The organism is Pseudoalteromonas spongiae UST010723-006 (assembly GCF_000238255.3).
Lineage (GTDB): Bacteria > Pseudomonadota > Gammaproteobacteria > Enterobacterales > Alteromonadaceae > Pseudoalteromonas > Pseudoalteromonas spongiae.
Genome location: NZ_CP011040.1, coordinates 1,022,405 through 1,048,515, shown reverse-complemented (window position 1 = coordinate 1,048,515; position 26,111 = coordinate 1,022,405). Strand labels below are relative to the sequence as shown.

Below are 26,111 nucleotides of genomic sequence, written 5' to 3'. Positions count from 1 at the left end.
ATCCGTTAGATTGGCAAATTATACGTGATCTTCGCTTAAAAGCAGAGATTCAATTGCAGCAATTTGGTTTTCAATGGTCGCATCAATCACGCCTACTTGGGTTTCAAGTAAACAGCCCCCAGCATCTACTCGCTGATCTGCAACAACGTCAACATAGCTTGTTTCAGGGAATTGTTTCAAAAGGATTGAAAGCTTTTCTTTTACAGAGTCGACTAAGTTTGGGTTTACACGTAACGTTACTTTTCGCTGGTTTGTCACTGTACTCAGTGCTTTTTTAGCCATTTCAAGGGTGAGTTCAGTGTCATCAAATTCACTGACAAGCTGTGACATACCCGCCATAATCAGCTCGGCAATTCGTGGCGTTTGAGAAGCAAAATACTGATGGCATTGCTCCACGGTTTGCAAAAGTAACTGAGCTTGTTGCTGTTTTGCTTGTTCCATACCGTGTGCAAAGCCTAACGCCTGCTGGTTTTTATACTCACGCTCTGCGTTTGCAATAATATCATTGGCTTTTTTCTGAGCTGCTTCAACGACATCTTGCGAACCTAAGTAATGATTATAGTCAACGGCTTTTAGCACTTTAGCGCCACTGACTAATTGCAGCTTATCCGCTTTTATTTCAGTAAATTTGAACATGGTGGGTCTATCTCAATGGCTAATTTACGAATAAGTAAGATGGTTTTACGACAAGTTTCTTTTGAGAGGACGATTTGTTTTTCGTTAGTCATATGCTCAGGTGATAAAATAAAACACAGTAACTGAAAATGACTCTCGTCATCACAAATTTGCTTAAACACTGACAACCCTTTCTCAATGAAATTGGGTAAATTTGTCGATGAATTCAACGTGATATCTTCAACCAACAACTCTTTTGGAAAGTCGCTTAACATAAAAGGGATTTTTTGTGTCACTATTTGGCATGCGTTACAGCCAATTTGTTGATCTATCGTGTGTTTAATCTGTTTGCTTATCAACTTTTTCAATGACGGTTGAAAACATGATAGGCCCAACACACCAATCACTTGCGTAATCAATTCACGTTCAAGCAACAAAAATTTAGATAACGGCGAGCTAAGCTCTGTGTCAAACGTGCCGGGAATGCTTAATTGTTCCGCGAGAAACTGGTTGGTTTTAACACACTGATGATCAACTGGAAAATCAGCAGGGATCACCTTTTCAATCCATTGTGGGTGTAACCAGCGTAATGGTTGATACAGTTTAGCGATGATCGCGTCGGCATGCTGACTTTCAAGCATCGCAGCAAAGTGATGTTTTTGATTAACCATTTCGCTGCTGTCGTTCGTAGATTTCTTTCGCTGTGCCACTTAGCTTTTCAAAGCGTAAGCCAATAATTAACAGTACGGCAGCGGCAATTAACCAAGGTCCTAAATCTTTGAACTGTTGAATAATACCAAGACTTACATCGGTACTGGTTTTTGCTATGGGGTTAAATGTTGCAACACTGGGGAATAGAATAACTGCGATATTTTCGTATTTTAGTCCGCCCACCGAATTAGCAACCATTTGTTTAATTTGTGGAATATAGGCATCCAGGCTGATATTGCTGGAATGCTTAATAAATACTGAGGCTTTGGCCAGATTGGTGTCTGATTTGGCTTTTTTGGCGCCATCTTGTTCTGGTAATACCAAATGAACGCGCGCCGTTAACACACCATCGATATTGGACACCGTTGCTGCTAAGTCTTGCGACACCGCATAATTGTATCGCGCCGACTCCTCAGTAGGCGTCGAAATCAGTCCACCTTCAGGAAAGACATCACTTAATGTGGCAAATTTATCTCGCGGATAAGAGTTACGAGAGAGGATTTCAATGGCGTTCGATAATTGGTTTTTATCAACACGCAGCTTAACTGTACCTTTTTTGTCGGCAATTTTTTCCGCATCTACGCCCTCAACCAACAATAATGCAAGCATCTCGTTTCCCTGCTTTTCATCAAGGCCCGAGTAAAGGTCGACTTTGCACCCTGTTAGTACAAGGCAGGCAAGTAACACTGATATAAACCTATTCATTAATTATTGCGCCTTAATTAATGCTTCAACATTTTGTGTTGTTTTGGTAACGCCTTTGCTTATCAACTCTTGCTGTAATGTCACTTGCATCAGTTCCATTTGTACCTGGAGCAGTTTTTGAGGAGATAAATCAGTTAAGTTACTTAAACTCAGCTCAACGCTGTCAGCACGGGATGACACTTCAGCTTTCATTTCGCCTAGAGCGTCTAAAAACTGTGCGCTTAAGCCTTCCATTTCTGCCATAGAAGGTGCCGTAGGTAACGTATAATCTTGCTGTCCTTGTAATGAGTCCATTGAAACAGCGGTGATTTGGTTAATAGCGTCCATTAATAAGTTACTCCCATACCATTGAGTACTTCTTTTGCAAGTGCATGTGCTTCTGGTTCAATTGCTTGTGATAACACATCTCGTGCATAGGCTTCGGCATTTACATTAAATCCCCATGTCCAATACACCATGGCCAATAATGCATGTGGAATCGCAGGAGCTTTATTCTCACACCATTTTGAAAGCGCTTGTGCAGCCTCTGGAAATTGTCCTCGATTAAATAAATTTAACGCGGTTGTAGTTACCGCAATCTGTTCGCCCGATTTCGATAATCGTAATGCAGCAAATATATGTTCGGCTTCACGCGTTAGGCCCGAGTTCGAGCCTAACACACCGATATCTGCCAATAGCTTGATATCTTGAATATTCATTAGCCCATCTTCTGTACTATGGTTGACATGGCATCTTTAATTGATTTTTGCACTGTGGCTACAAGACTCATTACAACCGAGTACTCATTCACAGAGGCTTGAAAGTTTGCAAGTTTCGCCGGATTATTAGGATCGGTTTTTAAATCAGCTAATGCTGAATCAAGCGTACCTGCGGTGCCATCAGCAACTGTTTGCAGATGTCCAGACACTGTTCCTAGATTACCTAACGTACCGTCATAATTGTTGTGACCTATTGCCATAATGGCTCCTTAAAAGTTAGTTTTCGCATTGTGCCATGTTAGTTTATTTGCTTATTGATTCGGGGGATTTAGCCTAAGGGTTTAAAACTTGTAATTTTGGACTTTTAACTATTTTAAGTGAGGCGTTTAACGCTTTAATCCATGCCTCTGTTTGCTTAAATTCCTGAGGTGGTAATCCTTTGGCAAGCGCAGCGATGTGAGCTGACTTTAGTGCTTCCAAATGATTAGTTAACGCTTGGCGCTGTTCTTGGTTTTTGATTTTTTCAATGAGTGTCATAGTTTATTCCTTAAATAGTGCGGCTAAAATTTATCATGTAACTTTTGTTTCCCGACTCAAGAAAGACCCCTTCACTGCTAATTGATTTTAGACGCGCACCATTAGGTAAACGGGCACCTTCAAAATAGCGTTCGCCGTTATCGAGCACAATGTAGGGGACTTTTCCAAGATTAACGGTACGAAAGCGTAAGCTTAGGTTTGGGCTATCGTCTTGTTTGATCATTGGCGCAGATAGAATTAATCGCGGGTTATTACCAAACTTGGTGGCAAACTGCTTTTTTAATTGATCAAACTCGCGCAATTGAGAGCCGCTTAGTTGGCCTACAAGTTCGATGATATCGCCGCGGTCTTCAACAATAATCTTGTCATTAAAGCTTGAGTTGACCAGTAGTTCATTTAGCTGCTCAAGGGCGGGTTTATCTTCAAGAATTTCAAGGTCAAACGCTGTTAATCCGGGAATATCTCGCTGTAATACCTGTTCGGCGCGACTCCATGCATTTAAATTATTTGAGTCAGTAACAAATACAAGGCTGCCAGCAAGTTCACCTGAACGCATTTCAATGGCATCAAGCTCGAGGTTTTTCAAAATAAACCGTGCTGCAAACTTAATCTCTTCCATGGTACGAATGTCACTGGTAAAGCGAATATTAAGTTTCTCCGCCTGCTTCAATAGTTTTTTACGTTCAAGTTTGCTATCTACATAGCCGGATAGGCTGATTTTTTGATCGACTTCGTCCCAATCGATTATTAGGTGAGGGCGACTGTCGGTTTGAAGCAGATCTTTAGCAATCGATAAATTGAGTTTTTCAGTATCTACTTCTTGACCAGTTTCTGCTTTTATATCTAAAAACAGCAATACCGCAGCTGTAATGGTGCCAAGTACCGCAAGCCAAATCACATTTGACAGGTGCTTGTAGGTTTTATTCATCTTGACGGGCTGTTCAGATTTACTTTGATTTACCGATGGTTTATCAAATACCGGTAATTTTTTAGGCCAAGGCTCGTTAACTTCGCCAATCATAAACCATAATTCCCCCACATTGATTGGCGTCAGGGTGGGTAAAGCGAGCGTATTATCATGGAGCACACCTTGCACCTTTACGCCCACAGTTTGCGCAAAAGGCTCACAATACACAGCGTCATCTTGGCAGTTTAGGCTCAGTAAATGCGGGGGAATATCACTGTCGTTCAGCACTAAATCCATGCTGTCTTCATCACTACCCAAGCGTTGAGAGTGCGTAAAGTTGATTTCAGCACCCTTGTATGCGGTGTTGAGAATTAGTAATTTCCATTCTTTCACAGCGCACACTCCGGCTCAGTTGCGGTTGTTGGGCAGTTATTGAGTGTCACTTGATAACCTTGGTAACCATCAAGGTCTCGGCAGCTGCGAATAGCCGTACCGTATTGTTTTTTTTGATAGTGATTACGGCGTACACGTGCTTCAATTGCAGATTCACACGGCAAACGGTTAACCAGACTAAAAATATGACCATTATTGTTACTTAAGCGCATCAACTGTTTAATGCGTTTGTTTTCGGGCAGTAACTCATAATCAATTTCTTGTGTGCCATCAGGAATGGTATGCGTTTCCATCACTTTCGGGCTTATCATAAATAAACGCACCATTTGTTGTGAATTGCTGGTATTGTTTTGAAAAAGCTTTCCGAGCATTGGGATATCCCCAACACCAGGCACTTTACCGACACCTGAGCTATTTGACTCTCGTGAATAACCGCCAATGAGTAAGCTTGCCCCTTCAGGTACTTGGGCACGTGTTGTGATTTGTGTGTTCTTGATTGATGGCAGTGAGTCAGGGCCGCCATCATCAATGCGCGCACCGTCTTGAATATTAACATCAAGGTAAATTTGACGTGGTACAGCTGTTTGAATTATGCGAGGTGTCACCTGTAACAAAGTGCCATAAGTGATTTCTTCAAGCTCTGCGACCCGTTCACCTTCAACGCGGACAAAAAACGATTCGTTATTATCAAGTAATGCTTGCAGGCCATTTTCAGTGACAATGGCGGGGCGTGAGGTAACGCGTGCTCGGCCTTGTGTTTCGAGTAGGCTCACTGTTGCTAAAAAATCAGCATTCGTTGTCGTTAGTGTTTCAGCATCAGTGGCCCCGGCACCTGGTAAGATTAAGTCAACCAAACCTTCGCCTATTTTTATTTGCTTAGTCGCCCAATCAATGCCAATTTCAGACAATGAGTTCATAGTTAAATCGATAATCACTAGGCTAATTTCAAGTTGCTCGCGCGGTGTATCGAGTTGTTCAATGAGTTGCGCATACATATCGATACGTGAACGATAATCTTGAATGATTACCGCATTCAAACTGGCGTCGGCCTGTATGCTTACTTGGGTATGGGCATTACTGGTTGCTGATTGTTCGCTCGATGAGCCATCGACGTCTTGCATTTGCACATTACCACTTTGGCCGCGATTTTCGCCTTTAATCATATTTGCCAACAGTGTAGCTATACCTGGAATAATTACTTCCTCACCGCGCACTTCAAACTCCCGATCGATGGCACTGGCATGATTAAGTTTGAAAATGCGGATCACAAGTGGATCAACAAAGCCGGAATCTGAACTGTCTTGCAATAAGGCTACGGTTTCATTGATTAATTCGATATAACGCGGTGGACCAGATACCATAATCATGTTGGTATGTTGTATGGTGCGCCATTCGAAGCGCGGGTCCCACAACTTTAAATCTTGCATTGTTTGCTTGAGTTGATTAGTTGACAGTAACTCTAAGCGGATCATCTGACTTTGCCTTTCAGCACTGCGATTTATATGCAGTGTTGCACCATCAAAATACCAAATTAAATCGTATGCGCTAGCCAGGTAATCTAAGGCTTTAAGGCTTGAAGCGTAACGTAAATGACCATTAAATTTTTCATCAATGGTGGAAGAGACATTGACACTAATATCAGCGTTTGAAGCAAGCGCAGTCAGTACCTTTCTAAGAGAGTCGCCTTCACCATAGTATTCAAATGGTTGTTTTGTAAGTGCAGCTTTACTCAGCACACCAAATGGCAGCAGTAAAAAGCTGATAAACAATAATCTAAGGTAAAATATACGCATGCTGTTGGCTGTGTTGAATTGGTTGAAGTTCGAGTTGTTGAATTTGTGCCACTAATTGACAATGGCTGTTTAATAATTCAAGTAACTGCTCAAATGAGAGAGACAGCGGTTGAGTAGTTTGTATGGCGAAGCGTTCCGACAATTGTGCGATGCTTGATTCGCTTTTTTGCCAGCCGTAAGTCCAACTCATTGCTTGTTTTAGCTGTTGTTCTTGTTCATAAGCTTGTTCACTGAAGTGATCGATGTAACTATAAAATACCAGTGTATCTTTGTAGCTTTGGATATCGACCAAAATATCGCCCAGACTCACGCTCGCAAATCCTTGTTCACTCTGACTAATGTCAATGTTTAGTTCAGTAGCAAGTTGCTTTATAAAATCGTTAATTAACATATCTCCTCCACGATGCTTAGAGTCTCACGGTTTAAAAACATAAGTTTGTAGAGGAAGGCGCAAAATTTTATATATTGGGTCAGCTGAAAGTCGTAGTCATAAAAACTGAATTAAATTAAGTATCTCGTGCGTTGAAATACCTGCGTCGCTTCATTTTTATAATTCAGGTGTAAATTTATTAGTTGGCGTCAAATCTGAGTGCACACGCACATTGCTGCATATTTTTTGCAAAATTATTTGTTAGAGTGATTATCTTGGCTGATAAAGGAACAAAGAAATGAGCGGTATTTCAACTGACGATGCCTATTGGCAATTTGGTTATCATGCAAATGAGAAAGTAACGACAGACATATTTGAAGATGGTGAACGTGTAAGCAAAGAGCTATCAATTACCAACTTAAAAGATGCCGATGCCAATATCGATCCATGGGAAGTTTTATCAGCACTCGATGATGCTGCTGATGCCGTGCAATATCAAATAAATGGCACACTTTATACCAGTGACGAGATTCAAACCTTTATTGATGATGGTGATTTGGATATTACTTCTTCAGGTTATGTGATGTTTAATGGTAATCAACTAGACACAGATTTAGTTGGTTACGAAGTTCACTCGTTACTGATTGAAAAATTACAGGATGAAATAAGTGAGTTAAATGATTTCATCAGTGATATGCAGATTATGGAAAACGTACTTAAGCTCAACGATGATATAAAGGACAAAGGCGAAGAGTTTTATAATCACGCCGATTGGGATGACCATCCAATTATTGATGGTTTAATGGATCAGATGCCAAGTTTTAGCTATAGCGATGCCCGAAAATTCATAAAGGATTTAAACAATGATTACTTAGTATGGGCTGAAGTGGACGATTACGTAGACGCTACTTCATCAAGTGCAGATGGTGACACTTACTATAGTTTCGCGTCAGCCAAAATATCTATATACAATAGGATACATTTTCAAACGAATGATTACTCAAACGCCATTGAGGTACTAAACAACAAGGTAAAAGAACGAACAACTCAAGTAGAGCAATTGGGTACTGATCTACAAAGTAATACATCACAGTACAACAGTTTAATGGAAGCCATGTCGAATTATTATAGTACCTATTTTGATGCAGCAAAAAGCCTGCTAACAGGAGGGTAACCATGGCTGATCCATACTGGCAATTTGGCGCATTTGCCAATGCTTCCGTTACAGCAACCGTTTTTGAGGATGGTGAACGTAAAACTGAAACTCTGGGTGCCGATGAGCTGAAAGTGGTTGATGAAAATATCGACCCTTGGAGTATTTTGGCATCATTGGGTGAAACCAGTGATACGGTACGCTATCAAATTAAAGGGGTTGAATATACGTCAAACGAAATACAAACCATGATTAATGATGGTAATCTAACGTTAACTTCAGCAGGTTCAATAGTGTTTAATGGAGAGACTTTGGAATACGCTGAGGTTGGTTACGAAGTTCATACCCTAATGATCGAAAAGCTACAAGACGATATTGAACAGATCAATGAGTTGTTAGAGAAGCTGAATTACATTTCGGCAGCATTAGGTGAAAGTACCACGTTTGAAGAAGACGGTGAAATTACCTACAACTCATTTGCTGCGGCATTTGGTAGCGATGAATTTTTCAAGTTATTGAAACAAGAAACACCAGAACTGAGTGACACCGAGCGAGTAACCTTGTTACAAGATGCCAATAATGACTATATTTATTGGGAAAACATCAGTGGCAGTACCACAAGTAATACCGGTACATATCGCTTTGGAACAACAACATTAAATACTACACAATACCTAATGACGTTTCAGGAAAACGATATTTCAAATGCACTTGAAGCTCTTCGCAATACCGTAAAAGAAAAAACCACGCAAACGGAAACCTTAAGTACTGACTTTCAATCATCAAATGAACAGTACACTTCTGTTATTACCGCTATGTCGCAATACGCAGAAGATTTTTACGGCAGTATTAAACAGCTTACAGACTAGTCTGGTATTTTTTGCAAATTTGCACATTGTTGGCGTAAAAATAACACAATGTGCAAAATCTCAATGAAGCAATTTGCACAATCTCTGCATATTCTTAATTCAGCTCTTGGTATTGATGTTAATTTCATTATATTCAATAAGTTAGAATTAATCGTAAAAAGCCACAATTAAGAAACAATTCTCCATATTTATTGATATTTCCCTTCTTATACTGAACACATAAAGTCAAAAGGCAGTAATAAAGGTGTTCACCATGTTTGATCCTGACAAATTACTACAACAACGCAGATTACAAGCTGTAACCGCGAATGTGAATTCACGTTTACGTGAAACGCGTCGCTTAGAAGAGGAGCTAGCGCAAAAGCTAGGCATGACATTTGAGCAGTTCAAAGCGCGCTGTAAAAAAGAACGCGAAAAAGGCAAAACGCAGCACAGCGATGTTAAAAAAATGGTGAGTAAAGTGCTTAATCAAACCAGCAAAGAAGTTACTGCCAGCAAACCTAAAAAATTACCGCGACATACGCATTACATTTAAATTCTGAGGAGTGAAAACACTATGGCACAGATCGACCCAAGTCTAGTTAAAAAGGAACAGCTTGAAACGTTTATTGGTAAAGGCGGTGTAATGCATGAGCTGGTGGATTTAAGTAAAGAGCAAATGGAAAGCTTATATGCCGTTGCGTTTAACTTGTATCAAACCAATCGCATGAGCGAGGCAGAGCAAGTATTCAAAATGTTGGTGTTATGTGACCACCTAAACGTGAAGTACCAAATCGGTCTTGGGGCGACACGCCAAGCGCAAGGTAAATATGAAGAAGCGGCTGACACCTACAGCATGGCGACGTTAATTGATGCTGAGGAACCAAAGCTTGCATTCCATTCAGGCGAGTGCCATTTAGCATTGGGTGATTTAGAGCGCGCAGAAGCAGGGTTTACCGGTACGCTTGTGCGTTGTGAAGGGCGTGATGAATACAGCGAACTTGCAACTAAAGCACAAGGGTTACTATCCATCGTTGAAAAACGTAAAAAGAAACAGGAGCAAACTGATGTCAGTAAATAGCCTAGGAGTTGGCAATACGGCATTTACTCAGATTTTCCAAGAAGGAATGTCTGCGGTAATGAAAAGCTTTAGTGGAATTAACCCATCTGATGCCTCTGGGGTAACCAGTGCATCGAACGAGTCGGGTAATCCAAGTATTGCAGAGCCCGATAGCGACACCACGTTAAGTGGTATTGCCACCATGTTTATTGTGTTGGGAAAAATCAAAGAGATTAAAGACTCGACCATTGCAGCGAATAAAGCGGAACTTGAGCGTGTTCAAGCAGAGCAAGAAGATTTAATGAACGAACAAATCGACAAGCTTAATGAGCAAGAAGACAACCGTTTAGATCAAATCGAAAAAGCAGAAAAAGCACGCAAAAAAGCAAAAGAAGCGGGTATTTTTGGCAAGGCATTTGGTTTTCTTACCGCGGTAGCCACTATGGTCGGTGGCGCTGCTTCGCTGGTAGCTGGCGTGGTTGCTTCGCAGCCTAACCTGATCGCTGCGGGCGTTGCGCTTACCGCTGCAGGCATGTGTGAAGTGGCAGCGCAAGTGTGCATTATGTTTGGTGAACATGAAGCAGCTGAAATACTAAGCTATACCGCTATTGCGCTTACCGTTATTGGTGTGGGGTTACTCACCTATGGTGCTGCATCTGGCGCAGCAGCAGGTGCGGCAGCAGGTAAAGAAGTTGCAAAAGAAGCAACTGAAGTGGCAGTAAAAGAAGGGGTGAAAGCTGCAGCAAAAGAGGCTGCAAGTGAAGCTGCAGAAGAAGTTGTCGAACAAGCAGCTAAAGCTGTAGTGAAAGAAATTTCAAAAAATGTGTCTGAAGAAATCGCTGAAAATGCCATAGAACGTGCTGCAAAAAATCTTTGTGAAACCATGATTAGGAAACAAAGTGACGACATGATTAAAACTGCAATGGGGCGTACAACTTGGGCATCAAGTGCTGCATCTATGGGTGCGCAAACAGGCAGTGGCATTATTAGTGCAGAGCAAGCAGACATTCAAGAAGCGCTTAACAAGGTGAACTTACAAGTACAACTTTTAGAAAGTGAACTAGTTGAAAATGAGGCTTTGGTATCTAAGCTTGAATCGATTTTGCAGCGCTTTATCGCTTTTATTCAATCGCAGTCAGGTACGGTGGTAGACATTGCAAGTATTTTATCTGATGCAGCAAAAAATGAAATGCAAGCATCGCTTACAGTGCTAAACAACGCACGTGCACCAATTTAAGGAAAATTATCATGAATGGTTTAGTACTCGATGGTCCACGCATTAATACAATGCAACCACAAGTTGTTTCGGGCGAAAATAATGTGGATAAAGCGCAGCACAACTGTGGTGTGAATGCCAATGATGCGGCGCAATGTTATGAGCCTTTAAGTTTGGATAGCGACGTGGTTAAAAGTGCAGAAACGCTTGCATTTGATTTAACTGCGTCTGCAAACAGTGCAACAAAAATGGCTCAATTGTTTTTGCAATTAGTGCAATCTTTGCGTGAAGCCGCTGAAAATCGCGCGGAAGTGATTATTCAACAAATGGAAACACAAGTTGAAGTTAAACGCGACAACGCAGAGACCATTGCTTCAGAAGCGAAAGATGCAAAAGACAAAGGCGATGAAGCCGTTCACCAACAGCGTATTGCAGCAGCAATTAACATTGGTGGTGCTGTTTGTGGTGGTTTAGCTGGTGCCGGTGCAACAAAATTTGCTGGTGCTCAAGCAGGTGCAGCAGTGTCGTCACTGGTGACAACAGGCTCTGGTGGTAGTGCGGGTTTTGCTAGTGCTGAAGCGGCAAATCAGAACAATAAAGTTACTGAGATCCAAGAGAAATCAAAAGCAGAGCAAGCTGAGAATGATGCCACTGCACAAGAAGCGGCTGCGTTGCAACAACGTGCGCAAAACTGGGAAGGCACTTTGAATGATATTCAAGCTGCATTATTGAGCCTGGCAAAGGAGCTCTTTTCACAAGAGCCAAGCACAGCGCGCAATATGGGTAACAACATCTAACTTACAGGCAGGTTGATACCTGCCTAATTCCACGTTTTTTTAATAACGGTGTTTCGACATCGCGGGTTTTTTCGGCCTAAATTTGAGGGAAGCATTATGCAAACACAATTAGCTACGCTTGAAAATACGATTTTAGAACAAGCGTTTACGAATAATTTGGCGTTTGAATATGGGACTGCATTTCGATTAACTTTGCCAGCAGGTACAGAATATTCTGTCGCGTTTAAGGCCCCCTTGACACTGTTAATGGTGGTCACAGGTACGGCTGGTGTAAACAATTTAAGTGCTTATGCACCGAGCAGTTTATTGCTTGTAAAAGATGGCTTTTGTCACTTTGAAAACCTTAATAGTACCCGTGATACCGTTATTTTATGTTTGTCACTTGAACAAACATGGCTTGTAAATTTTAAACAACGCTATCAAGCGTTAGTAACTGGCGCAAAGTTAGGCAAGCGTCACGATAGTTCAGCACCGCTAGCATTCTGCGGCTGTGATTTAACGCGTATGGCGATGACTGGGCTAGATCAGCTTTTAAGTGATTCACAAGTCCCTAGCCTGACATCGCTTAAAGTCGAAGAATTGTTGCTACTGCAAATAAATAAGCCACAAGGTAGCTGTTTAGTCAATTTACTGGTGGAAAGTTGTGACCCTGCAACAGAACGCTTTAGAGAATTTGTTGAACAGCACTATTTAAAAGACTGGTCGTTAGAGCAGTTTGCTAAAGAAATTGGCATGTCGCTTACTGCATTTAAATCGGCATTTAACCAAATTTATCACACATCACCGCGTGCCTGGTTCAATGAACGCCGTCTTAAATATGCAGCACATTTATTGCACACCAGTCAGATGCGCGTAATTGATATTGCTATCGAAGCGGGTTTTTCAAGCCAGTCTTATTTTACCCAAGCATATAAATCGCGTTTTGGAATTACACCAAAGCAAGCGCGTAAGTAAATATAATGAAGAATTTTATTATTAGCTTAACAGTAATGTGCGGATTAAGCGCATGCAGTTTAACTAAAGAGCAAGTGCAACCATTGCTTAACACTGTAAACATTGGTGTGTTAGAGGATACACGCCTTGCGGATTGGCGTTTACTGAGTAAGTCGAACCAAACACTTGCCGGAAACGTCATCGAACTACCGTACGACGCGCTTCTAGATGAGATGCGTGTTGGCAATGTCGACCTTATCGTTGGCATTCCTGAAACAGATGATCTGAAAGTGATGATGCACAGTCGCAGCATTGTGTTAGAAGAACGCGTTTTCGATTATTTGGTTTACAAAGAGGATCAACGATTACTGAGTGAATATGTGTTCGAAAGTAGTTTTCTAAGGCAAGTTCAACGCGTGGGTTACGTTGCTAAAGGTGAATCTGGCGTGGTTAACGAACTGGTGATGCCAAAACCACTTAGGCACCAATCTTATATTCAATGCGACTCATTAGAGCAGTGTGTTCAATTACTTGTTAGTCAGGAGATTGATGCAATTTACAGTGATACAGCAGCACTTGACACGTTTAATAGTGATAACACGCTAGTAACAGTTGGGTTTGAAAAGTCCGTAGGTTTTACGCTTTTATTGAACGACAAAACACTTACACAAACAGAACGAAACGAACTAGGTAAACTCTTTTCAAATCATGATAAAGAACAGACATTTTAAACCGTGTGATGCGGCAATCGAGATAAAAGAATCACAGCGCCGGGCAGAAATTAACGTCATTTCGGGGTTTTCTAAAAAAGGGCTAATTGGGCAAAATCTGCGCGGTTTTGACATTGTTAAGTTTTATCAACGCCACCCAGAATTGTTACATGAATTTACTCGGACAGAAGCAGGGCTTGCCTACCGAGCACTGATTTTCGCGATTGTTGAAAGTGATGTAATAACGCTGGCAAAACAGCCAAATGATAATAGTGACGCACTAAGTGAGGTGTTTATTCAGCTCCACAAACAGTTAGCAAATGTGATTAACCACAGTACTTTTATTGGCTGTACACATTTGTTTGATGAATATACAAATTGCCTAACTGCGCTTTATGAAAATGCAGGTAATACGCTAATTAATAAGGCAATTCTTGATGTTTTGTCGTCCATACTGACAAAACTGTACGAAGCAAAAAAATAACCGTTCATTTTCGTGAACATACAACAATGTTATTGAGATGCTAAGGGGATTTCTCTGTGCATTCTCAGCCATAAAAAAGGAAATAACATGACTATAGGCAGTAATAATGTGGGTGATGTGAGTCAAACCACCACTCAGACGACCACAAATGTAGATAATACGCCTACTACAGTTAGTAATAATGCGACTAACAATCGTCAAGTGACTGATGTAACAAACCAATCCGAAACCCAGGCACAACAAGCAGCATCAAATGATAACCGCAATGCATTTCAAAAAATGGTTGATGGTTTTTGTGAAAAGTTTGGAGAATTTTGGAGCAAAGTGGAAAAACACGTTGAGAATTCACGTTTATTTCACGGGTTGCAGGGCGTGCGCGAGGCCGCAGTTACGACAAAAGAGATGACTCAAGAAGCGACTGCAAACGCGCTAGGTCATGATGAACAGGCAATTCAAGTGCGTGTTGATCGCGATATGCGACTCAACCGACCTGCAGATAAGTTAAGTGCAGAGACGAGCTATACAATATTGAATGCGTATCCAGGAACGAGTCATCACTTAAATGAAAGTTTTTTATTGAAAGAGCTTGATAATAAAACCCCATTAGCAAAAGTTTTGACTAAACAGATTGATAAGGAATTTGCGACGGAAAATCTAGAATTTCTGAAATCAATTCAGGAAAACTTTTTAATTGATGCAGATGCACCGCTTTCAAGGCAAAGCCAAAATTTAGATTTTACCTTGGGTGATACGCTAGAGGTTCACAGCAAATTCGTCAGAACAAATTCTGATTTACAAATAAATATCGCAGGTGTCGCCCGCAACGTATTCTCACAGGATATCCAAAATTATTTAGAAGCACTCAAAGATCTGGAATTAGCTACACGTGCACAAACTGAAGATAATCCAGCACGCATTGAAACAGCTCAAATACCAGCGGGTCAATTGAATAAAATGACTCCAGTTGTACAGCCCGAGCAACTCGCACAACTCGAAGCGGTGGACGTAAAACGCTCCGAAACTTTAGAGCAGAGCGACCCATTATTTGCGCAAAAGCAAGCAGTTCTTGATTGTAAAGAAAATCTTGATATTTCGTTTAGGGCGGCGGCAAAAGAGGCGACCTATTTACTCAATGCAGCGAATACCAGCATGGTTATTCAGCTGCAAAAAAACATTGAGGGCACGCGCTTTGATCCGCAAGCAAATGCAGCTCCGGCTCCAACTATCGCGCCAACTGTTGCTCCGACATTGGCGCCAGCAGGCGCACCAACTGCTGCAAATGATCAAATAACTCATTCAAGCACGTTTAGTCACAGTCATATGACATTAGCGCATATTTCAAAAGCCGCGGATGTGATAGAGCCAACCAATAGCTTGTCGGTAAATGATTTAAGTGTGCCACAAAATGACGATCAATTAGCTATTTCAGACGAGACTAATGGCAATGTGTCAAATAATCCGATTGGCAGAACACACACCTATGGCAATACCTTAACGGTACCAGGAATGGGCGAAAATTAGTCCGCTATAACAAACACGTTAACTGTATTAAACCAGTGGAGCAGTAAAGCTGCTTCACTAAGAGAGAATATCATGAGTAATAAATTCAAAGAATTAGTCACTGAATGTGCAAAGCTTATTGGCTTCGACAAACCTGATGTAAAAGAAGACTTTTATGCACTTTTGATTGATGGCATTCGGGTGTTAATAGAACCCGCTGATGAAACCGAGACGGAAAAAGAAAGTCTCTTTTTCTACGCTCAACTAGAAACACTGAATGATGATGAGGTTCCGCCAGTAAGCACATTTATTCTGCAAAAAAATGCAGAATTTAGCGCAACTGGTGGCACGTCGATTGGTGTTTTACCGAATGACAATATCGTGACAATTTATCAATTGTTACCAAGTGAGTTAGACCGTGCAGAATTGGTTATCGCAGAGTTAAATAAGTTTGTCGACATTGCTGAACAAGTGAAAAAAGACATCGCCGAAGTTAAATACTTACCGACATCAACAAACCAGCCATTAGATAACACACTGTTATCAGTTTAGCGCGAAGGAGTAATTAATATGAAACAATTCAAATTAATGGTTGAAGAAGCGTGCGCTTTATTAGAAGTCACACCACAGGCACTGACAGACGAAGATTATCAAGTAAATTTAGAGCAATTGGTGTTTCGCATCTCGTTTCATCCGAGTGACGGCACGTTTGGCTTAAAAGCAGCGTTAGCAAAACCGACAAGTGATTTACCTTCATCTGTGTATAACTTAATGCTAAATGCCAATGCAACGGGTGTTCAGTTACAAGGGTGTAAAGTGGGCATTGATGCTGCAAGCAATCAAATTGTGCTGGTAAAACTATTACCTTCGGTAATTGAAGAGGGTGAACAATTAGCACAAAAGATTTTATCTTTCACACAGGTAGCACTGTTTTGGCAAATGACCTTAACAACCGCGAAAGATGACATGCCCGATGAGGTTATGCCATTGCACTCGAGCTTGTTATCGGTTTAATAAGGTAAGTCTAAACGGGGGTATTCTATGGTGCATAATGTTGAAGCAATTCCGCAAACAATTTTAATTATTGGTACGGATCATCTCGCTGTAGAACGCCTCCAAACAGGCTTTGCAGAGGTTGGCTGGTTTGTTTTAATTGAACAAAACTGTCAACGTGCACTTAGCTTATTGGCCAATCTAACGGTCTCTACGGTTATCATCTTCGATGAAGACTCTGCTCTGACGAGTGATGTTGAATCTCTCAAAATTAAAACGCGAGGCATGTTATTTGTTTTGTCGGATATATTGACTGAGAATCAACGATTAGCATTTTATAACCTAGGCGTGAATCACGTGTTTTCTAAACAAGCACTTGCACTTGAAATTAGAACCGTGATTACCACCTTACAGCAACAACAATTGATGCAATCACTGCCAGCCACTGCGCCAGTAGTTGATGATAAAAAGTGGCATTTTTGTTCACAAAGCCGAGTGCTCAGTGTTGATGAAAAAGTTATCGGCTCACTGTCATACAGTGAAGCAAAAATATTAAAAATGCTGATTGATAATCACAACGAGACCTTATCAAGAGAGCGATTAATGATGGCTTTAGGGCGCTTTAGACCTAACCCTGAAGACCGCACGTTAGATAGGTTGATCTGTAATTTACGTAAAAAGTTTAAGAAAGTGTGTCCTAACACACAGTTTATCTTATCGCTTTATGGCCATGGCTATGTGTTTACATCAGCAAATACAACACAAACCTAATACTTGGGCCAAAACTTAATAAAAACTCGTCTTTTTTCACAAAAATCGCCTTATTAATTGATTTACTCTTACCCTAAGGAGTGAAATATGTCTATAAATGCAGCGCCGATAAACCCAAATCAGTTTAATGCAAAACTGGCGGGAGCAAATGTCGAAACGAAAACAACCAGCCAGTTTCAAAACACTTCTGTCGGAGTGATTGGAAACAGTGCACAAAACCATCTAAATGCACTAGAAGAGCTGACGAAAGCGTTGGGCGATAAAGCATCAGCTCAATTTACGCAAAGTAAAGCCAAAGACATGCGTCAGTCAAATGCTGACCGTGTTGAAAAAATTCAACAATTAATGGAAATGGCGTTTAAAGTTGAAAAACGCAATCAATTAGATGAGTTAGCGGCAGATTTACTATCAGGTGGCAAAACCGACCATCAAGCGCTTAGACAAAAATTACAAGAATTCAGCGATGATGTAACGGAGCAATACATTGGCTTATTAAGTGTGCGTGAGCAACTTAGTGCAGGCGAGGGCAATGAAGCCATTCTTCAACTGGTTAACCAACAGTTAGCTGAACTAGAGCGCAAATACGGTCAAACATTGACCTTAGGTGTTAACACCTTTATTCCAACTATTGAAGCTGCCAATGTCGGTTTAGATGAAGGTAGTCAGCTGCGCCAATTCTATGCTGATTCGGTAATGGATTACCAAGGCACTGCTGCTGCATTTTCGGATTTAATTGAAAAGTATGGTGAAAGTCGTTTTGAGACTGCCGTTGCCTTTATGTTGCAAGCGCTTGCAGCCGATTATGAAGCGCAAGGCAGCAGTATCGATAAGTCGCAACTTAGTGTAATTATGAAAGATATGAACCGTCTGAAAATGCTGGCGGCGATGTTTGATCAGTGTAACGAGGTTGCGCAAAAGCTCGACCAAGCACAAGTCACGCCACGCGGACTAATGCAAAGTGTCATTACCATAAATGATATGCCGTGGGCTGAACAAGCTGACGTGGAAAGAGCACTCAATGTAAGTGATTTACCGCTTGGTACACAAATAAATTTGCTTGCTGAGGTGCGTAATATTGTGAATAACATTCCTCACGATGCGTTTAAAGATCCAGAGCAGCACGGGCAATGTGTATTGGCATTAGAAGCGGCACGTCATGCGGTGATTGCAATCGAGGAAGCGCTATGACTGACTGGTTAGAGAGCAGCTTAAATGGTTTTTTAGCCAAGCTCGGTTTACCGATGCAGCCGTGGCAGAGTTCTCCTCATTTGTCTTTGCAATTCGATGGAGACATAACCTGTGAAATATCTGTTCTTGATTCGCAATTAATGGTGAGTTTTTTAACACCTATTGTGTTATCGAGTCAGACTCAGGTTCTCGCCTATTTAACCAAGATGAACCCGATACACTTTCAAAAAGGGCAGTTTTTCCGCTATCACTGGTATCAAAACCAAGCCATTGTGCAGCTAAATTTAGCTCACGAAGAGATTACCGAAATTGCGTTAGAGCAAGCCTTTACCGCCTTACTTAATGAAAGCCAAACGATTAAGGCATTGTAATGAGCACACCGATTGATTTAAAAGTGGGTTTAACCTCCATCAGTCATATACGACATGACGAAGTGCCCACCAAACTGCCTGAAAAGTCAGAATTGCCCCAGCTAGGAGAAGCGATTGACTCGCATTTTGATGCGCTTTTTCACGTTTACCAAGGCCAAACGTTAGTCGAAAATACCTGCCGGTTATCCGATGCAACATGTAAAGAAATTGCGCATCTCAATTTATTCAATATGCCTACCGATACTTTGCAATGGTTAGGCGAAATGAAAAAAAGTGGCGATGTAGACGCTAAGACAGAGCGAGAAGCCAGAGCGGTGTTAAATGAAATTGCAGAGTTGTCTTTAATCTTGAATATCAGTAGTAAATTGTTGGTGCAATGATGACCGAAACACCAGTTCAACACAATAAAATAGAGCGACCTCATCGTGAGTATCGTCAATGGCTATTGATGCAAGCGCAGCTGCAACAAGACTATGCCAGCAATGAAAAGGCGGTGTCGTTAATTAACTTGGTTGAGTCGGTTTATGGTGCCGATTTAGAAACAGGTCTGATGCTCTGTCGCGCCTGGGCAGATCTTGGCGAATTAACCTTATTAGAACAACGAGTAGAGCGATTGCTTGCGGATAACCAATTGAACTGTGAGCAGCGTGCAGCAATTTATTATTGTTTAAGCTTTTCACGATTCCAAGCGGACGATCTTATCGGTGCACGAAGAGCCCATCAGTTGTACCTTTCTTTAGCCTCAAATATAAATCAGGAAAGTGATGAAAAACCTTCTGCTTAAAATGAGTCAACGCAGTGACTTAGCACTTGCAGTGTTACTTGTCGCCATCATTTTTATGATGATTCTACCGCTACCAACAGGCTTAGTTGATGGCTTAATTGCAATGAATCTTTCAATTGCTGTGGTGCTACTGATGATGTCGGTATACATCAAATCACCGCTTGAGTTTACTGCATTTCCAGCCGTGTTGTTGATCACTACACTTTTTCGTTTGGCACTTTCCATTACCACTACCCGCCTTATCCTAATGGATGGTGATGCTGGTGATATTATTACCACCTTTGGTAACTTTGTTGTGGGTGGTAATTTAGTGGTCGGTGTGGTTATTTTCTTAATTATTACTATTGTCCAATTTATGGTTATCACCAAAGGGGCAGAGCGTGTCGCTGAGGTAAGTGCACGCTTTTCTCTTGATGCCATGCCGGGCAAACAAATGAGTATCGATGGTGATATGCGCGCAGGGGTATTAGACGTTGATGAAGCGCGAGTAAAGCGAAATGCCCTAAGCCGTGAGAGCCAGTTATTTGGCTCAATGGACGGTGCAATGAAGTTTGTGAAAGGCGACGCTGTCGCTGGTTTAATTATTATTTTCGTGAATATTTTAGGCGGTATTACCATTGGTATGAGTCAAGCCGCGATGTCGGCAGGCGAAGCCCTTGAGGTGTATTCAATTTTAACCATAGGTGATGGACTTATTTCGCAAATACCAGCACTGTTTATTTCAATTACTGCCGGTATTATCGTTACCCGTGTTTCAGCAGGTGATGAAGACGAAGAAGATCAACAAAACCTAGGTGGTGATATTGGCTCGCAGGTGACAGCTCAACCAAAAGCGCTGCTTATTGGCGCAGCACTATTAACTGGTTTTGCGCTCATCCCCGGTTTTCCCACATTTATCTTCTTAGGCTTTGCTGCTGTGATTGGTGCAGGTGGCGTCTATTTAATAAAGCGTAATCAAGAAGCGGTTCAAACCGTTGAGACCTTGCCAGAAGTATTGTCTAAAGGCAGTGGCGCAGCAGCGACAAGTTCCGCTGAAAGCAAAAAAGCAGCTGCTAAAAGTAAAGCGCAAGGAGATGACTTTTCGATTACTGTTCCGCTCTTGGTTGATGTATCCGCAAATTTAGAAACAGCACTTGATGCGACCAATTTAAATGCTGAGCTTGCAGAAGTCAGGCGAGCACTTTATTTAGACATGGGCGTACCGTTTCCCGGCGTGCATTTGCGTTTTAATGCAGCTATGCCAAAGGATGAATACGCGATTTTGATGCAAGAGCTGCCAGTGGCTCGTGGCAAGCTTGTACCCAATAAGATATTAGTTTCCGAGCCGGCGCAACAGTTAGATATGCTTGGTATTGCCTATCAGCAAGAGCAGGCTTTTTTGCCAAATATGCCGAGTTTATGGGTTGATAAAGAAGATCTTGAAGAAGTGATTGCAGGTTCATTATCGTATTTTTCAATCGATAAAGTGATGACTTTTCACTTAGCCCATGTGCTACGTAAATATGCAGAAGAGTTTATTGGTATTCAAGAAACCCGTTTTTTACTTGAAAAGCTCGAACCTCATTACGGCGAATTAGTAAAAGAAGCCCAGCGTGTGGTGCCTATTCATAAAATGAGTGAGGTGATGCAACGTTTAGTGTCAGAAGATATCTCGATTCGAAATTTGCGCGTTATCTTAGAATCTCTGGTTGAATGGGGTCAAAAAGAAAAAGACGTTGTGCAGCTCACCGAGTACATTCGTGCGAGTCAACGAAGATTTATTTGCTACAAGTACGCTGCTGGGCAAAATGTATTACCAGCATTTATGCTCGATCAGCAAATTGAGGAGCAAATCCGTGGAGCCATTAGACAAACCTCAACAGGCTGTTATTTAGTGCTTGACCCAAGTACCTCGCAAAAATTTATTGCGAATGCAGTAAGTACAGTGGGTGATTTAAAGAAATATCAACGTAAACCTGTGTTGCTGGTAGCGATGGATATTCGTCGCTATGTGCGCAAGTTACTTGAAAGTGAACTTTATGAGTTACCGGTCGTTTCTTTTCAAGAATTAACCAAAGAAATCAATGTGCAACCAGTTGGTAAAGTTGTCGTGTAATAGTTAGGCGTGGGCAATCGCCCACGCCTTCAATTTCTATTCTTGCCTAAACTATAAAAAAAGCCGCCCTTGGTTAAAATCGTTATCCCTTACGTTTTTACATAATAACGTTAAGCAAAACTAACTAACGATATTCCGTGTCAGAATTTAGTAATACCCTAACCGAGTTAATTAACGAGCAAAAAGATGCTAACGCAAAGCGTATGGCACAGATGAATGCGAATTTATCTGTTGCACGTCCATTGCGCGTGAGGGGATGGGTGTCTCAGGTTTCCGGAACCATTATTCGGGCTGTGGTGCCTGGGGTAAAAATTGGCGAATTATGTCGTTTAGTTGATCCTGAAAATAATAGCTTTGTCCTTGCAGAAGTGGTTGGCTTTGATGAACACCAAGCACTCTTGACCCCGATGGGTGACATGATGGGGATCTCAAACAGCACAGAGGTGATCCCAACAGGCAAACCTCACCAAATTAGGGTGGGTGAGCATCTACTCGGTGAAGTGGTTGACGGCCTTGGCCAACCAATGAATAAAGAGGAACACGCTGACTCTGAAAAAGGCACGTTAATCAGTGTGTATGCTGATGCGCCAAATGCAATGACGCGAAATACCATCGAAAAACCACTCTCTTTGGGTGTTAAAGCCATTGACGGTGTGCTGAGTTGTGGCGAGGGGCAACGTCTTGGGATTTTTGCGGCTGCTGGCGGTGGTAAAAGTACCTTACTTGCCATGCTTATTCGTAATGCCGATGTTGATATCACAGTACTTGCGCTTATTGGTGAACGTGGACGTGAAGTACGCGAGTTTATAGAGCGTGATTTAGGCGAAGCAGGCCGTAAAAAAGCAGTACTTGTTGTAGCTACCTCAGATAGACCCGCGATGGAACGGGCAAAAGCAGCCCTTGTCGCCACTTCTATAGCAGAGCATTTTCGTGATCAGGGTAAAAAAGTTCTGCTCTTAATGGATTCTGTAACGCGCTATGCACGGGCGCTTCGAGAAATTGGTCTCGCAGCAGGCGAGCCACCAACACGTCGTGGTTACCCGCCTTCAGTATTTGCAGCATTACCACAATTAATGGAGCGCGCAGGTCAGTCAAATACCAGTTCGATTACGGCTTTATACACGGTTTTGGTTGAAGGTGATGATATGACCGAGCCAGTTGCCGATGAAACGCGCTCAATATTAGATGGCCATATTGTATTGTCTCGAGAGCTTGCTGCTGCGGCACATTATCCGGCAATTGATGTATTACAAAGTGCAAGTCGTGTGATGAATCATTTTGTTAGTTCAGGCCATAAACAGGCGGCACTAAGTTTACGAAATGCGCTTGCTAAATACAAAGAAGTCGAACTGCTTATTCGAATTGGTGAATACCAAAAAGGACAAGACCAAGAAACGGATAAGGCTGTGGAGGTCATTGACCGGGTGAAAGCATTTTTACAACAAGGCACAGAAGAAAACATTCCGTTTGATAAGTCTGCCGAGATGTTACAGGCGTTATTTAAATGATGCTTGAACGCTTACAACAAATAAAACAACGCCAACGAGACAAATCAGAGCAAGCACTGTTGCAAGCTGGTGCAAGGTTGCGTGCGTTAGAAACGGAGCTTAAGGGGCACATTGAAACGTTAGAAGAGTATATCGTGTGGCGAAAAGAACAAGAAAAAGCCCTCTATCAGCAGGCACATGATGCGTTTTTAACACGTTCTGGCGTTGATAAGTTTCGCCTCAAAATTGCCAACCTTCGCAGCCATGATGCGACCTTGAAAAAAAATATCGCGACGTGTGAACAGCAGATTGAAGCGGCAAAAAACACCGTTCAGGTATGTCAGGCTGGGTTACAAACAGCGAATAAAGCGATGGAAAAGTTTGCTTCTTTAATTGCACTTGAAAACACAAAGCGTGCATTACTGGCCAATCGCAACGAAGAAAACCAACTCGATGAATTTGTGACATCGCGCTTTTCGGGAATGAAATCCATATGAAAATTACTAATGATACGATGCAAAATCGACCTTCTAATGGGGTTGATGTGCCTACAAATCACGGCGCTCAACTAACTGAGCAGGGCAGTCGCTTTAATCATTTAATGAATGATAAAAAACAGACTAAATACCATCAGATTAATGATGGTTTGGCGCTAACGCCGAATGAAAATAATCCTGAGAAAACGACAATAAAGCAAGAACAGCGTGTGATATCACACTCCCAACTGGATGAATTTCTGACGTCAGATTATGATTTTCCTAAAAAGCAGCAAAACCCGATAATTGCTACTAAAGGTGTTGATGATAATGTGAGTGCACAAATACGCGGTGCAAATAACGTTATTTCAACCTATCAAGCCTGTGAACTTTCTTTGTTATGCCATGAGCCGACAGTTGCTTGTTGTGACGGTTTTGAGCACTTGATTATTCCGCTGGAAGATAAAACAACTGCACACGTTAATAAAAAAATTGACGAGATTGCGCATTCAAATTGCACAGTGCAAGTGCAAGTGCAAGCTGAACCAATAGTTCAACCGTTAAACAAGAACCCACACAGCAACATTAAGCTGAGTGATACCGCGTTTACCCCAAAGCAAGTCAATGCTATCGAAACTATTGAAAAACGTCCAGTTTTTCCAAGTAAAGCGTTTGAACTTGCTCCCCATCCAGTTGTATTTGAATTAGCACCAGTCAAAGCAAATGACACTAAAAACATAAACCAATTTGATGCGATCACGCTTCCTTTACCAACATCATTAACTAAATCGCAGTATGATAATCCGAACGCTAGCTCAATCGACTTATTAACCAGTGCAAACATCAATACCGTTAGTTTGAATAAAGCGCCTGTGACAAACAATAATGTGGTTGCCAGTCAAATTTTCATGCCTGAGCCTTCGCATGGTTTTCATGGTAGTGTGTTGAACGATATTGCGTTTTCTAAAGACGTAAATGATTTATTACATAACAATCAGCTAAATATTACCTACAAAGGTGAACTACATACGACTATTCACTGGGCCCATGCTCCGCAAAAAGTAATGCCAAGCCTTGAAGCTGCATTAGAAAACTTGGGCGACTCAATAAATGAAGTGGCAAGCTCAGTGTCATTACAAAGTACACCGCACGCTTTGCCATCGGTTGAGCAAGTTTTTCGAGCCCAGTTAAAGTCTATTGACCAAATTCACATTGTAGAAAATTTTAAATCACACTTTGCCCAGATTGACGAAGCAATACTTAAGCAATCGCCGTCATTGTCCATCTCATTAGAAAGTCAATATTTACAAGGCGGTAAAGTACAAATTGACATTGAACAAGGGCGTTTAACAATTCATTTCGATGTTTCGTCATCACACGTTTTGGCGCAGCTTACGCAGTCTTTACCAGATTTAAAACTAGTACTGAATGAACGCTATCCGCAATTTAATACCCAATTCTCAATGAATGACTCTGATCAGCAAAGACAGCAACAAGAAGAGCGAGACGAGCAGACTGAGGGTGAGCAATCATGATGGTAGAAAAATTCGAATTAGCCGCGACAGCACCTGAACAGGTTAGGTTTGCTAATTTATTACTAAAACAACCGCTAAGACTCGTATCAGATCAGGTAACCTGTCATCAGTTGCGTCAAATCTCAAAGCCGCAGGGGGAGCTGGTTAAAATTGAGTGTGCAGTTGGGCAACAGTCATTTAGTCTATTCGCAACCCATGCTGCATTGCAGACATGGCTTGAAAGACAAGGGTATGCATTAAGTATTACCTCCTTACCTTCGGCTTTACTTGAAGCTTTGATTGAAAAACTGCTGTCACCACTTCAAGGCAGTTTTAAACAATTATTCGGTGAATTTGTAGCGATTTCATCGATCTCACTTTCTTCACCTTACAAAGCAGATGAAGAGTCTTTTTGCTGCGAATTTACACTAAGTACACCCGACGATTTAGCCTTAATTATCGCGTTAAAACAACACCAGCTAGCGCGCTTAATTTCACAAAACCCAACATCAGTAAGACAAGGTATTTCGGCAATCGACCTCAAGCTTAGTTTTAGCATGGGTAAAACAACTTTGCCTCAAACCGACTACTTAGCGCTTGCTTGCGGCGATGTTGTGTTTTTTGACCAATGTTATTTCGACAAAGAGCAGCGTGTTTGTCTTTTGATAGAAAACACACCTGCTTGGCAAGCAAAGCTTAATAACCACACCATCACAATTGAACATTCTTGGAGTAATACCATGAGCGAAGAGCAACTTGCACAACCTAATGCGGTATTTGATTTAAATACTGTTCAAGTTGAATTGGATTTTTCTTTACCATCAAAGACCTTGTCTTTACCGGATGTGCAGAACCTTCAACCAGGTTATGTGTTTGAAAGTGATTGCAAACCCGATTCCCCGATTTTGATAAAAGTGAATAATCAAGTGATTGCCAATGGCGAATTAGTCAAGGTAGGCGAAAAACTGGGTGTACGTATCTTGGATGTAGCTGGAAACTAAT

General features: G+C 41.6%; 32 protein-coding genes. 22 read left to right on the top strand and 10 right to left on the bottom strand.

Features of this window, described 5'->3' with window-relative positions; all coding sequences use genetic code 11:
* Positions 1-18: 18 nt before the first annotated feature.
* From PSPO_RS18965 to PSPO_RS18920, 10 genes are all read right to left on the bottom strand, one after another.
* Positions 19-636, bottom strand: a complete 618-nt coding sequence (locus PSPO_RS18965; protein WP_010558958.1) for an HrpE/YscL family type III secretion apparatus protein — start codon at positions 634-636, stop codon at positions 19-21.
* On the bottom strand, positions 615-1,286 hold the full coding sequence (locus PSPO_RS18960) for a SctK family type III secretion system sorting platform protein (RefSeq protein WP_010558959.1): 672 nt from the start codon (positions 1,284-1,286) through the stop codon (positions 615-617). The genes PSPO_RS18965 and PSPO_RS18960 overlap by 22 nt, the downstream gene beginning before the upstream one ends.
* Complete coding sequence (sctJ, locus tag PSPO_RS18955; protein ID WP_010558960.1) at positions 1,279-2,031, bottom strand: type III secretion system inner membrane ring lipoprotein SctJ; 753 nt, start codon at positions 2,029-2,031, stop codon at positions 1,279-1,281. The genes PSPO_RS18960 and sctJ overlap by 8 nt, the downstream gene beginning before the upstream one ends.
* Positions 2,032-2,034: 3 nt before the next feature.
* Positions 2,035-2,358 carry a type III secretion system inner rod subunit SctI gene (gene sctI, locus PSPO_RS18950; RefSeq protein WP_010558961.1) on the bottom strand — a complete coding sequence of 108 codons (324 nt, stop codon included), beginning with the start codon at positions 2,356-2,358 and terminating at the stop codon, positions 2,035-2,037.
* Positions 2,358-2,729, bottom strand: coding sequence for a hypothetical protein (locus PSPO_RS18945; RefSeq protein WP_010558962.1), 372 nt, complete (start codon positions 2,727-2,729; stop codon positions 2,358-2,360). The genes sctI and PSPO_RS18945 overlap by 1 nt, the downstream gene beginning before the upstream one ends.
* Positions 2,729-2,989, bottom strand: a complete 261-nt coding sequence (sctF, locus tag PSPO_RS18940; RefSeq protein ID WP_010558963.1) for a type III secretion system needle filament subunit SctF — start codon at positions 2,987-2,989, stop codon at positions 2,729-2,731. Before sctF ends, PSPO_RS18945 begins: the two co-directional genes overlap by 1 nt.
* A gap of 73 nt (positions 2,990-3,062) precedes the next feature.
* Positions 3,063-3,266 carry a hypothetical protein gene (locus PSPO_RS18935; protein ID WP_010558964.1) on the bottom strand — a complete coding sequence of 68 codons (204 nt, stop codon included), beginning with the start codon at positions 3,264-3,266 and terminating at the stop codon, positions 3,063-3,065.
* A 10-nt stretch (positions 3,267-3,276) separates the two neighbouring features.
* Entirely contained in the window at positions 3,277-4,566 is a 1,290-nt protein-coding gene (gene sctD, locus PSPO_RS18930; RefSeq protein ID WP_010558965.1) for a type III secretion system inner membrane ring subunit SctD, read from the bottom strand.
* Positions 4,563-6,359, bottom strand: coding sequence for a type III secretion system outer membrane ring subunit SctC (gene sctC, locus PSPO_RS18925; RefSeq protein ID WP_010558966.1), 1,797 nt, complete (start codon positions 6,357-6,359; stop codon positions 4,563-4,565). Before sctC ends, sctD begins: the two co-directional genes overlap by 4 nt.
* The gene (locus PSPO_RS18920) at positions 6,340-6,750 is read right to left on the bottom strand and encodes a type III secretion system chaperone family protein (protein ID WP_010558967.1); all 411 of its coding nucleotides are present in this window, start codon (positions 6,748-6,750) and stop codon (positions 6,340-6,342) included. Before PSPO_RS18920 ends, sctC begins: the two co-directional genes overlap by 20 nt.
* A 277-nt stretch (positions 6,751-7,027) precedes the next feature.
* Between PSPO_RS18920 and PSPO_RS18915 the strand changes: the two genes are divergently transcribed.
* The 22 genes from PSPO_RS18915 (at position 7,028) to sctQ (ending at position 26,110) form a co-directional block, all read left to right on the top strand.
* Positions 7,028-7,903 (top strand): hypothetical protein, encoded by an 876-nt coding sequence (locus tag PSPO_RS18915; RefSeq protein WP_010558968.1) that lies wholly within the window; start codon positions 7,028-7,030, stop codon positions 7,901-7,903.
* Positions 7,904-7,905: 2 nt separating this feature from the next.
* A complete protein-coding gene (locus tag PSPO_RS18910) occupies positions 7,906-8,751 on the top strand; it encodes a hypothetical protein (protein WP_010558969.1) in 846 nt (281 codons plus the stop codon).
* 253 nt (positions 8,752-9,004) lie between these two features.
* A complete protein-coding gene (locus tag PSPO_RS18905; RefSeq protein WP_010558970.1) occupies positions 9,005-9,286 on the top strand; it encodes a hypothetical protein in 282 nt (93 codons plus the stop codon).
* Positions 9,287-9,307: 21 nt separating this feature from the next.
* Positions 9,308-9,811, top strand: a complete 504-nt coding sequence (locus PSPO_RS18900; RefSeq protein ID WP_010558971.1) for a SycD/LcrH family type III secretion system chaperone — start codon at positions 9,308-9,310, stop codon at positions 9,809-9,811.
* Positions 9,798-11,027, top strand: a complete 1,230-nt coding sequence (sctE, locus tag PSPO_RS18895) for a type III secretion system translocon subunit SseC family protein (protein ID WP_010558972.1) — start codon at positions 9,798-9,800, stop codon at positions 11,025-11,027. Before PSPO_RS18900 ends, sctE begins: the two co-directional genes overlap by 14 nt.
* An 11-nt stretch (positions 11,028-11,038) precedes the next feature.
* A complete protein-coding gene (locus tag PSPO_RS18890) occupies positions 11,039-11,803 on the top strand; it encodes a hypothetical protein (protein WP_010558973.1) in 765 nt (254 codons plus the stop codon).
* Positions 11,804-11,899: 96 nt separating this feature from the next.
* Positions 11,900-12,757 carry a helix-turn-helix transcriptional regulator gene (locus PSPO_RS18885; protein WP_010558974.1) on the top strand — a complete coding sequence of 286 codons (858 nt, stop codon included), beginning with the start codon at positions 11,900-11,902 and terminating at the stop codon, positions 12,755-12,757.
* Between the two features lie 5 nt (positions 12,758-12,762).
* Positions 12,763-13,467 (top strand): hypothetical protein, encoded by a 705-nt coding sequence (locus tag PSPO_RS18880; RefSeq protein ID WP_010558975.1) that lies wholly within the window; start codon positions 12,763-12,765, stop codon positions 13,465-13,467.
* Positions 13,445-13,930 (top strand): hypothetical protein, encoded by a 486-nt coding sequence (locus PSPO_RS18875; RefSeq protein ID WP_010558976.1) that lies wholly within the window; start codon positions 13,445-13,447, stop codon positions 13,928-13,930. Before PSPO_RS18880 ends, PSPO_RS18875 begins: the two co-directional genes overlap by 23 nt.
* A gap of 87 nt (positions 13,931-14,017) precedes the next feature.
* A complete protein-coding gene (locus PSPO_RS18870) occupies positions 14,018-15,451 on the top strand; it encodes a regulator of G-protein signaling domain-containing protein (RefSeq protein WP_010558977.1) in 1,434 nt (477 codons plus the stop codon).
* Between the two features lie 72 nt (positions 15,452-15,523).
* Entirely contained in the window at positions 15,524-15,982 is a 459-nt protein-coding gene (locus PSPO_RS18865; protein WP_010558978.1) for a type III secretion system chaperone, read from the top strand.
* Between the two features lie 18 nt (positions 15,983-16,000).
* Positions 16,001-16,444: a type III secretion system chaperone gene (locus PSPO_RS18860; RefSeq protein ID WP_010558979.1), complete on the top strand. Its 444-nt coding sequence runs from the start codon at positions 16,001-16,003 to the stop codon at positions 16,442-16,444.
* A gap of 27 nt (positions 16,445-16,471) precedes the next feature.
* On the top strand, positions 16,472-17,194 hold the full coding sequence (locus tag PSPO_RS18855; RefSeq protein WP_010558980.1) for a winged helix-turn-helix domain-containing protein: 723 nt from the start codon (positions 16,472-16,474) through the stop codon (positions 17,192-17,194).
* 87 nt (positions 17,195-17,281) lie between these two features.
* On the top strand, positions 17,282-18,382 hold the full coding sequence (sctW, locus tag PSPO_RS18850) for a type III secretion system gatekeeper subunit SctW (RefSeq protein ID WP_010558981.1): 1,101 nt from the start codon (positions 17,282-17,284) through the stop codon (positions 18,380-18,382).
* Complete coding sequence (locus tag PSPO_RS18845; RefSeq protein ID WP_010558982.1) at positions 18,379-18,753, top strand: hypothetical protein; 375 nt, start codon at positions 18,379-18,381, stop codon at positions 18,751-18,753. Before sctW ends, PSPO_RS18845 begins: the two co-directional genes overlap by 4 nt.
* Positions 18,753-19,133, top strand: coding sequence for a type III secretion apparatus assembly protein SctX (sctX, locus tag PSPO_RS18840; RefSeq protein WP_010558983.1), 381 nt, complete (start codon positions 18,753-18,755; stop codon positions 19,131-19,133). The genes PSPO_RS18845 and sctX overlap by 1 nt, the downstream gene beginning before the upstream one ends.
* Positions 19,133-19,537 (top strand): hypothetical protein, encoded by a 405-nt coding sequence (locus PSPO_RS18835; RefSeq protein ID WP_010558984.1) that lies wholly within the window; start codon positions 19,133-19,135, stop codon positions 19,535-19,537. The genes sctX and PSPO_RS18835 overlap by 1 nt, the downstream gene beginning before the upstream one ends.
* Positions 19,518-21,632 (top strand): type III secretion system export apparatus subunit SctV, encoded by a 2,115-nt coding sequence (sctV, locus tag PSPO_RS18830; protein ID WP_010558985.1) that lies wholly within the window; start codon positions 19,518-19,520, stop codon positions 21,630-21,632. The genes PSPO_RS18835 and sctV overlap by 20 nt, the downstream gene beginning before the upstream one ends.
* Before the next feature lie 137 nt (positions 21,633-21,769).
* Entirely contained in the window at positions 21,770-23,140 is a 1,371-nt protein-coding gene (gene sctN, locus PSPO_RS18825) for a type III secretion system ATPase SctN (RefSeq protein ID WP_010558986.1), read from the top strand.
* A complete protein-coding gene (gene sctO, locus PSPO_RS18820) occupies positions 23,137-23,616 on the top strand; it encodes a type III secretion system stalk subunit SctO (protein WP_010558987.1) in 480 nt (159 codons plus the stop codon). The genes sctN and sctO overlap by 4 nt, the downstream gene beginning before the upstream one ends.
* Positions 23,613-25,130 carry a flagellar hook-length control protein FliK gene (locus PSPO_RS18815; protein WP_010558988.1) on the top strand — a complete coding sequence of 506 codons (1,518 nt, stop codon included), beginning with the start codon at positions 23,613-23,615 and terminating at the stop codon, positions 25,128-25,130. The genes sctO and PSPO_RS18815 overlap by 4 nt, the downstream gene beginning before the upstream one ends.
* Complete coding sequence (gene sctQ, locus PSPO_RS18810) at positions 25,127-26,110, top strand: type III secretion system cytoplasmic ring protein SctQ (protein WP_010558989.1); 984 nt, start codon at positions 25,127-25,129, stop codon at positions 26,108-26,110. Before PSPO_RS18815 ends, sctQ begins: the two co-directional genes overlap by 4 nt.
* Position 26,111: the final 1 nt, after the last annotated feature.

What these genes read in the sequence shown, in the direction of transcription:
- PSPO_RS18860 (WP_010558979.1), top strand. Translation starts at nt 16,001, where the DNA reads ATGAAACAATTCAAATTAATGGTTGAAGAAGCGTGCGCTTTATTAGAA.
- PSPO_RS18915 (WP_010558968.1), top strand. Translation starts at nt 7,028, where the DNA reads ATGAGCGGTATTTCAACTGACGATGCCTATTGGCAATTTGGTTATCAT.
- PSPO_RS18845 (WP_010558982.1), top strand. Translation starts at nt 18,379, where the DNA reads ATGACTGACTGGTTAGAGAGCAGCTTAAATGGTTTTTTAGCCAAGCTC.
- sctV (WP_010558985.1), top strand. Translation starts at nt 19,518, where the DNA reads ATGAAAAACCTTCTGCTTAAAATGAGTCAACGCAGTGACTTAGCACTT.
- PSPO_RS18960 (WP_010558959.1), bottom strand. Translation starts at nt 1,286, where the DNA reads ATGGTTAATCAAAAACATCACTTTGCTGCGATGCTTGAAAGTCAGCAT.
- PSPO_RS18835 (WP_010558984.1), top strand. Translation starts at nt 19,133, where the DNA reads ATGACCGAAACACCAGTTCAACACAATAAAATAGAGCGACCTCATCGT.
- sctX (WP_010558983.1), top strand. Translation starts at nt 18,753, where the DNA reads ATGAGCACACCGATTGATTTAAAAGTGGGTTTAACCTCCATCAGTCAT.
- PSPO_RS18900 (WP_010558971.1), top strand. Translation starts at nt 9,308, where the DNA reads ATGGCACAGATCGACCCAAGTCTAGTTAAAAAGGAACAGCTTGAAACG.
- PSPO_RS18815 (WP_010558988.1), top strand. Translation starts at nt 23,613, where the DNA reads ATGAAAATTACTAATGATACGATGCAAAATCGACCTTCTAATGGGGTT.
- PSPO_RS18880 (WP_010558975.1), top strand. Translation starts at nt 12,763, where the DNA reads ATGAAGAATTTTATTATTAGCTTAACAGTAATGTGCGGATTAAGCGCA.
- sctI (WP_010558961.1), bottom strand. Translation starts at nt 2,358, where the DNA reads ATGGACGCTATTAACCAAATCACCGCTGTTTCAATGGACTCATTACAA.
- PSPO_RS18875 (WP_010558976.1), top strand. Translation starts at nt 13,445, where the DNA reads ATGATAAAGAACAGACATTTTAAACCGTGTGATGCGGCAATCGAGATA.
- PSPO_RS18870 (WP_010558977.1), top strand. Translation starts at nt 14,018, where the DNA reads ATGACTATAGGCAGTAATAATGTGGGTGATGTGAGTCAAACCACCACT.
- PSPO_RS18905 (WP_010558970.1), top strand. Translation starts at nt 9,005, where the DNA reads ATGTTTGATCCTGACAAATTACTACAACAACGCAGATTACAAGCTGTA.
- sctW (WP_010558981.1), top strand. Translation starts at nt 17,282, where the DNA reads ATGTCTATAAATGCAGCGCCGATAAACCCAAATCAGTTTAATGCAAAA.
- sctJ (WP_010558960.1), bottom strand. Translation starts at nt 2,031, where the DNA reads ATGAATAGGTTTATATCAGTGTTACTTGCCTGCCTTGTACTAACAGGG.
- PSPO_RS18885 (WP_010558974.1), top strand. Translation starts at nt 11,900, where the DNA reads ATGCAAACACAATTAGCTACGCTTGAAAATACGATTTTAGAACAAGCG.
- PSPO_RS18935 (WP_010558964.1), bottom strand. Translation starts at nt 3,266, where the DNA reads ATGACACTCATTGAAAAAATCAAAAACCAAGAACAGCGCCAAGCGTTA.
- sctC (WP_010558966.1), bottom strand. Translation starts at nt 6,359, where the DNA reads ATGCGTATATTTTACCTTAGATTATTGTTTATCAGCTTTTTACTGCTG.
- PSPO_RS18945 (WP_010558962.1), bottom strand. Translation starts at nt 2,729, where the DNA reads ATGAATATTCAAGATATCAAGCTATTGGCAGATATCGGTGTGTTAGGC.
- PSPO_RS18855 (WP_010558980.1), top strand. Translation starts at nt 16,472, where the DNA reads ATGGTGCATAATGTTGAAGCAATTCCGCAAACAATTTTAATTATTGGT.
- PSPO_RS18965 (WP_010558958.1), bottom strand. Translation starts at nt 636, where the DNA reads ATGTTCAAATTTACTGAAATAAAAGCGGATAAGCTGCAATTAGTCAGT.
- sctQ (WP_010558989.1), top strand. Translation starts at nt 25,127, where the DNA reads ATGATGGTAGAAAAATTCGAATTAGCCGCGACAGCACCTGAACAGGTT.
- PSPO_RS18920 (WP_010558967.1), bottom strand. Translation starts at nt 6,750, where the DNA reads ATGTTAATTAACGATTTTATAAAGCAACTTGCTACTGAACTAAACATT.
- PSPO_RS18910 (WP_010558969.1), top strand. Translation starts at nt 7,906, where the DNA reads ATGGCTGATCCATACTGGCAATTTGGCGCATTTGCCAATGCTTCCGTT.
- sctE (WP_010558972.1), top strand. Translation starts at nt 9,798, where the DNA reads ATGTCAGTAAATAGCCTAGGAGTTGGCAATACGGCATTTACTCAGATT.
- PSPO_RS18890 (WP_010558973.1), top strand. Translation starts at nt 11,039, where the DNA reads ATGAATGGTTTAGTACTCGATGGTCCACGCATTAATACAATGCAACCA.
- sctF (WP_010558963.1), bottom strand. Translation starts at nt 2,989, where the DNA reads ATGGCAATAGGTCACAACAATTATGACGGTACGTTAGGTAATCTAGGA.
- sctO (WP_010558987.1), top strand. Translation starts at nt 23,137, where the DNA reads ATGATGCTTGAACGCTTACAACAAATAAAACAACGCCAACGAGACAAA.
- PSPO_RS18865 (WP_010558978.1), top strand. Translation starts at nt 15,524, where the DNA reads ATGAGTAATAAATTCAAAGAATTAGTCACTGAATGTGCAAAGCTTATT.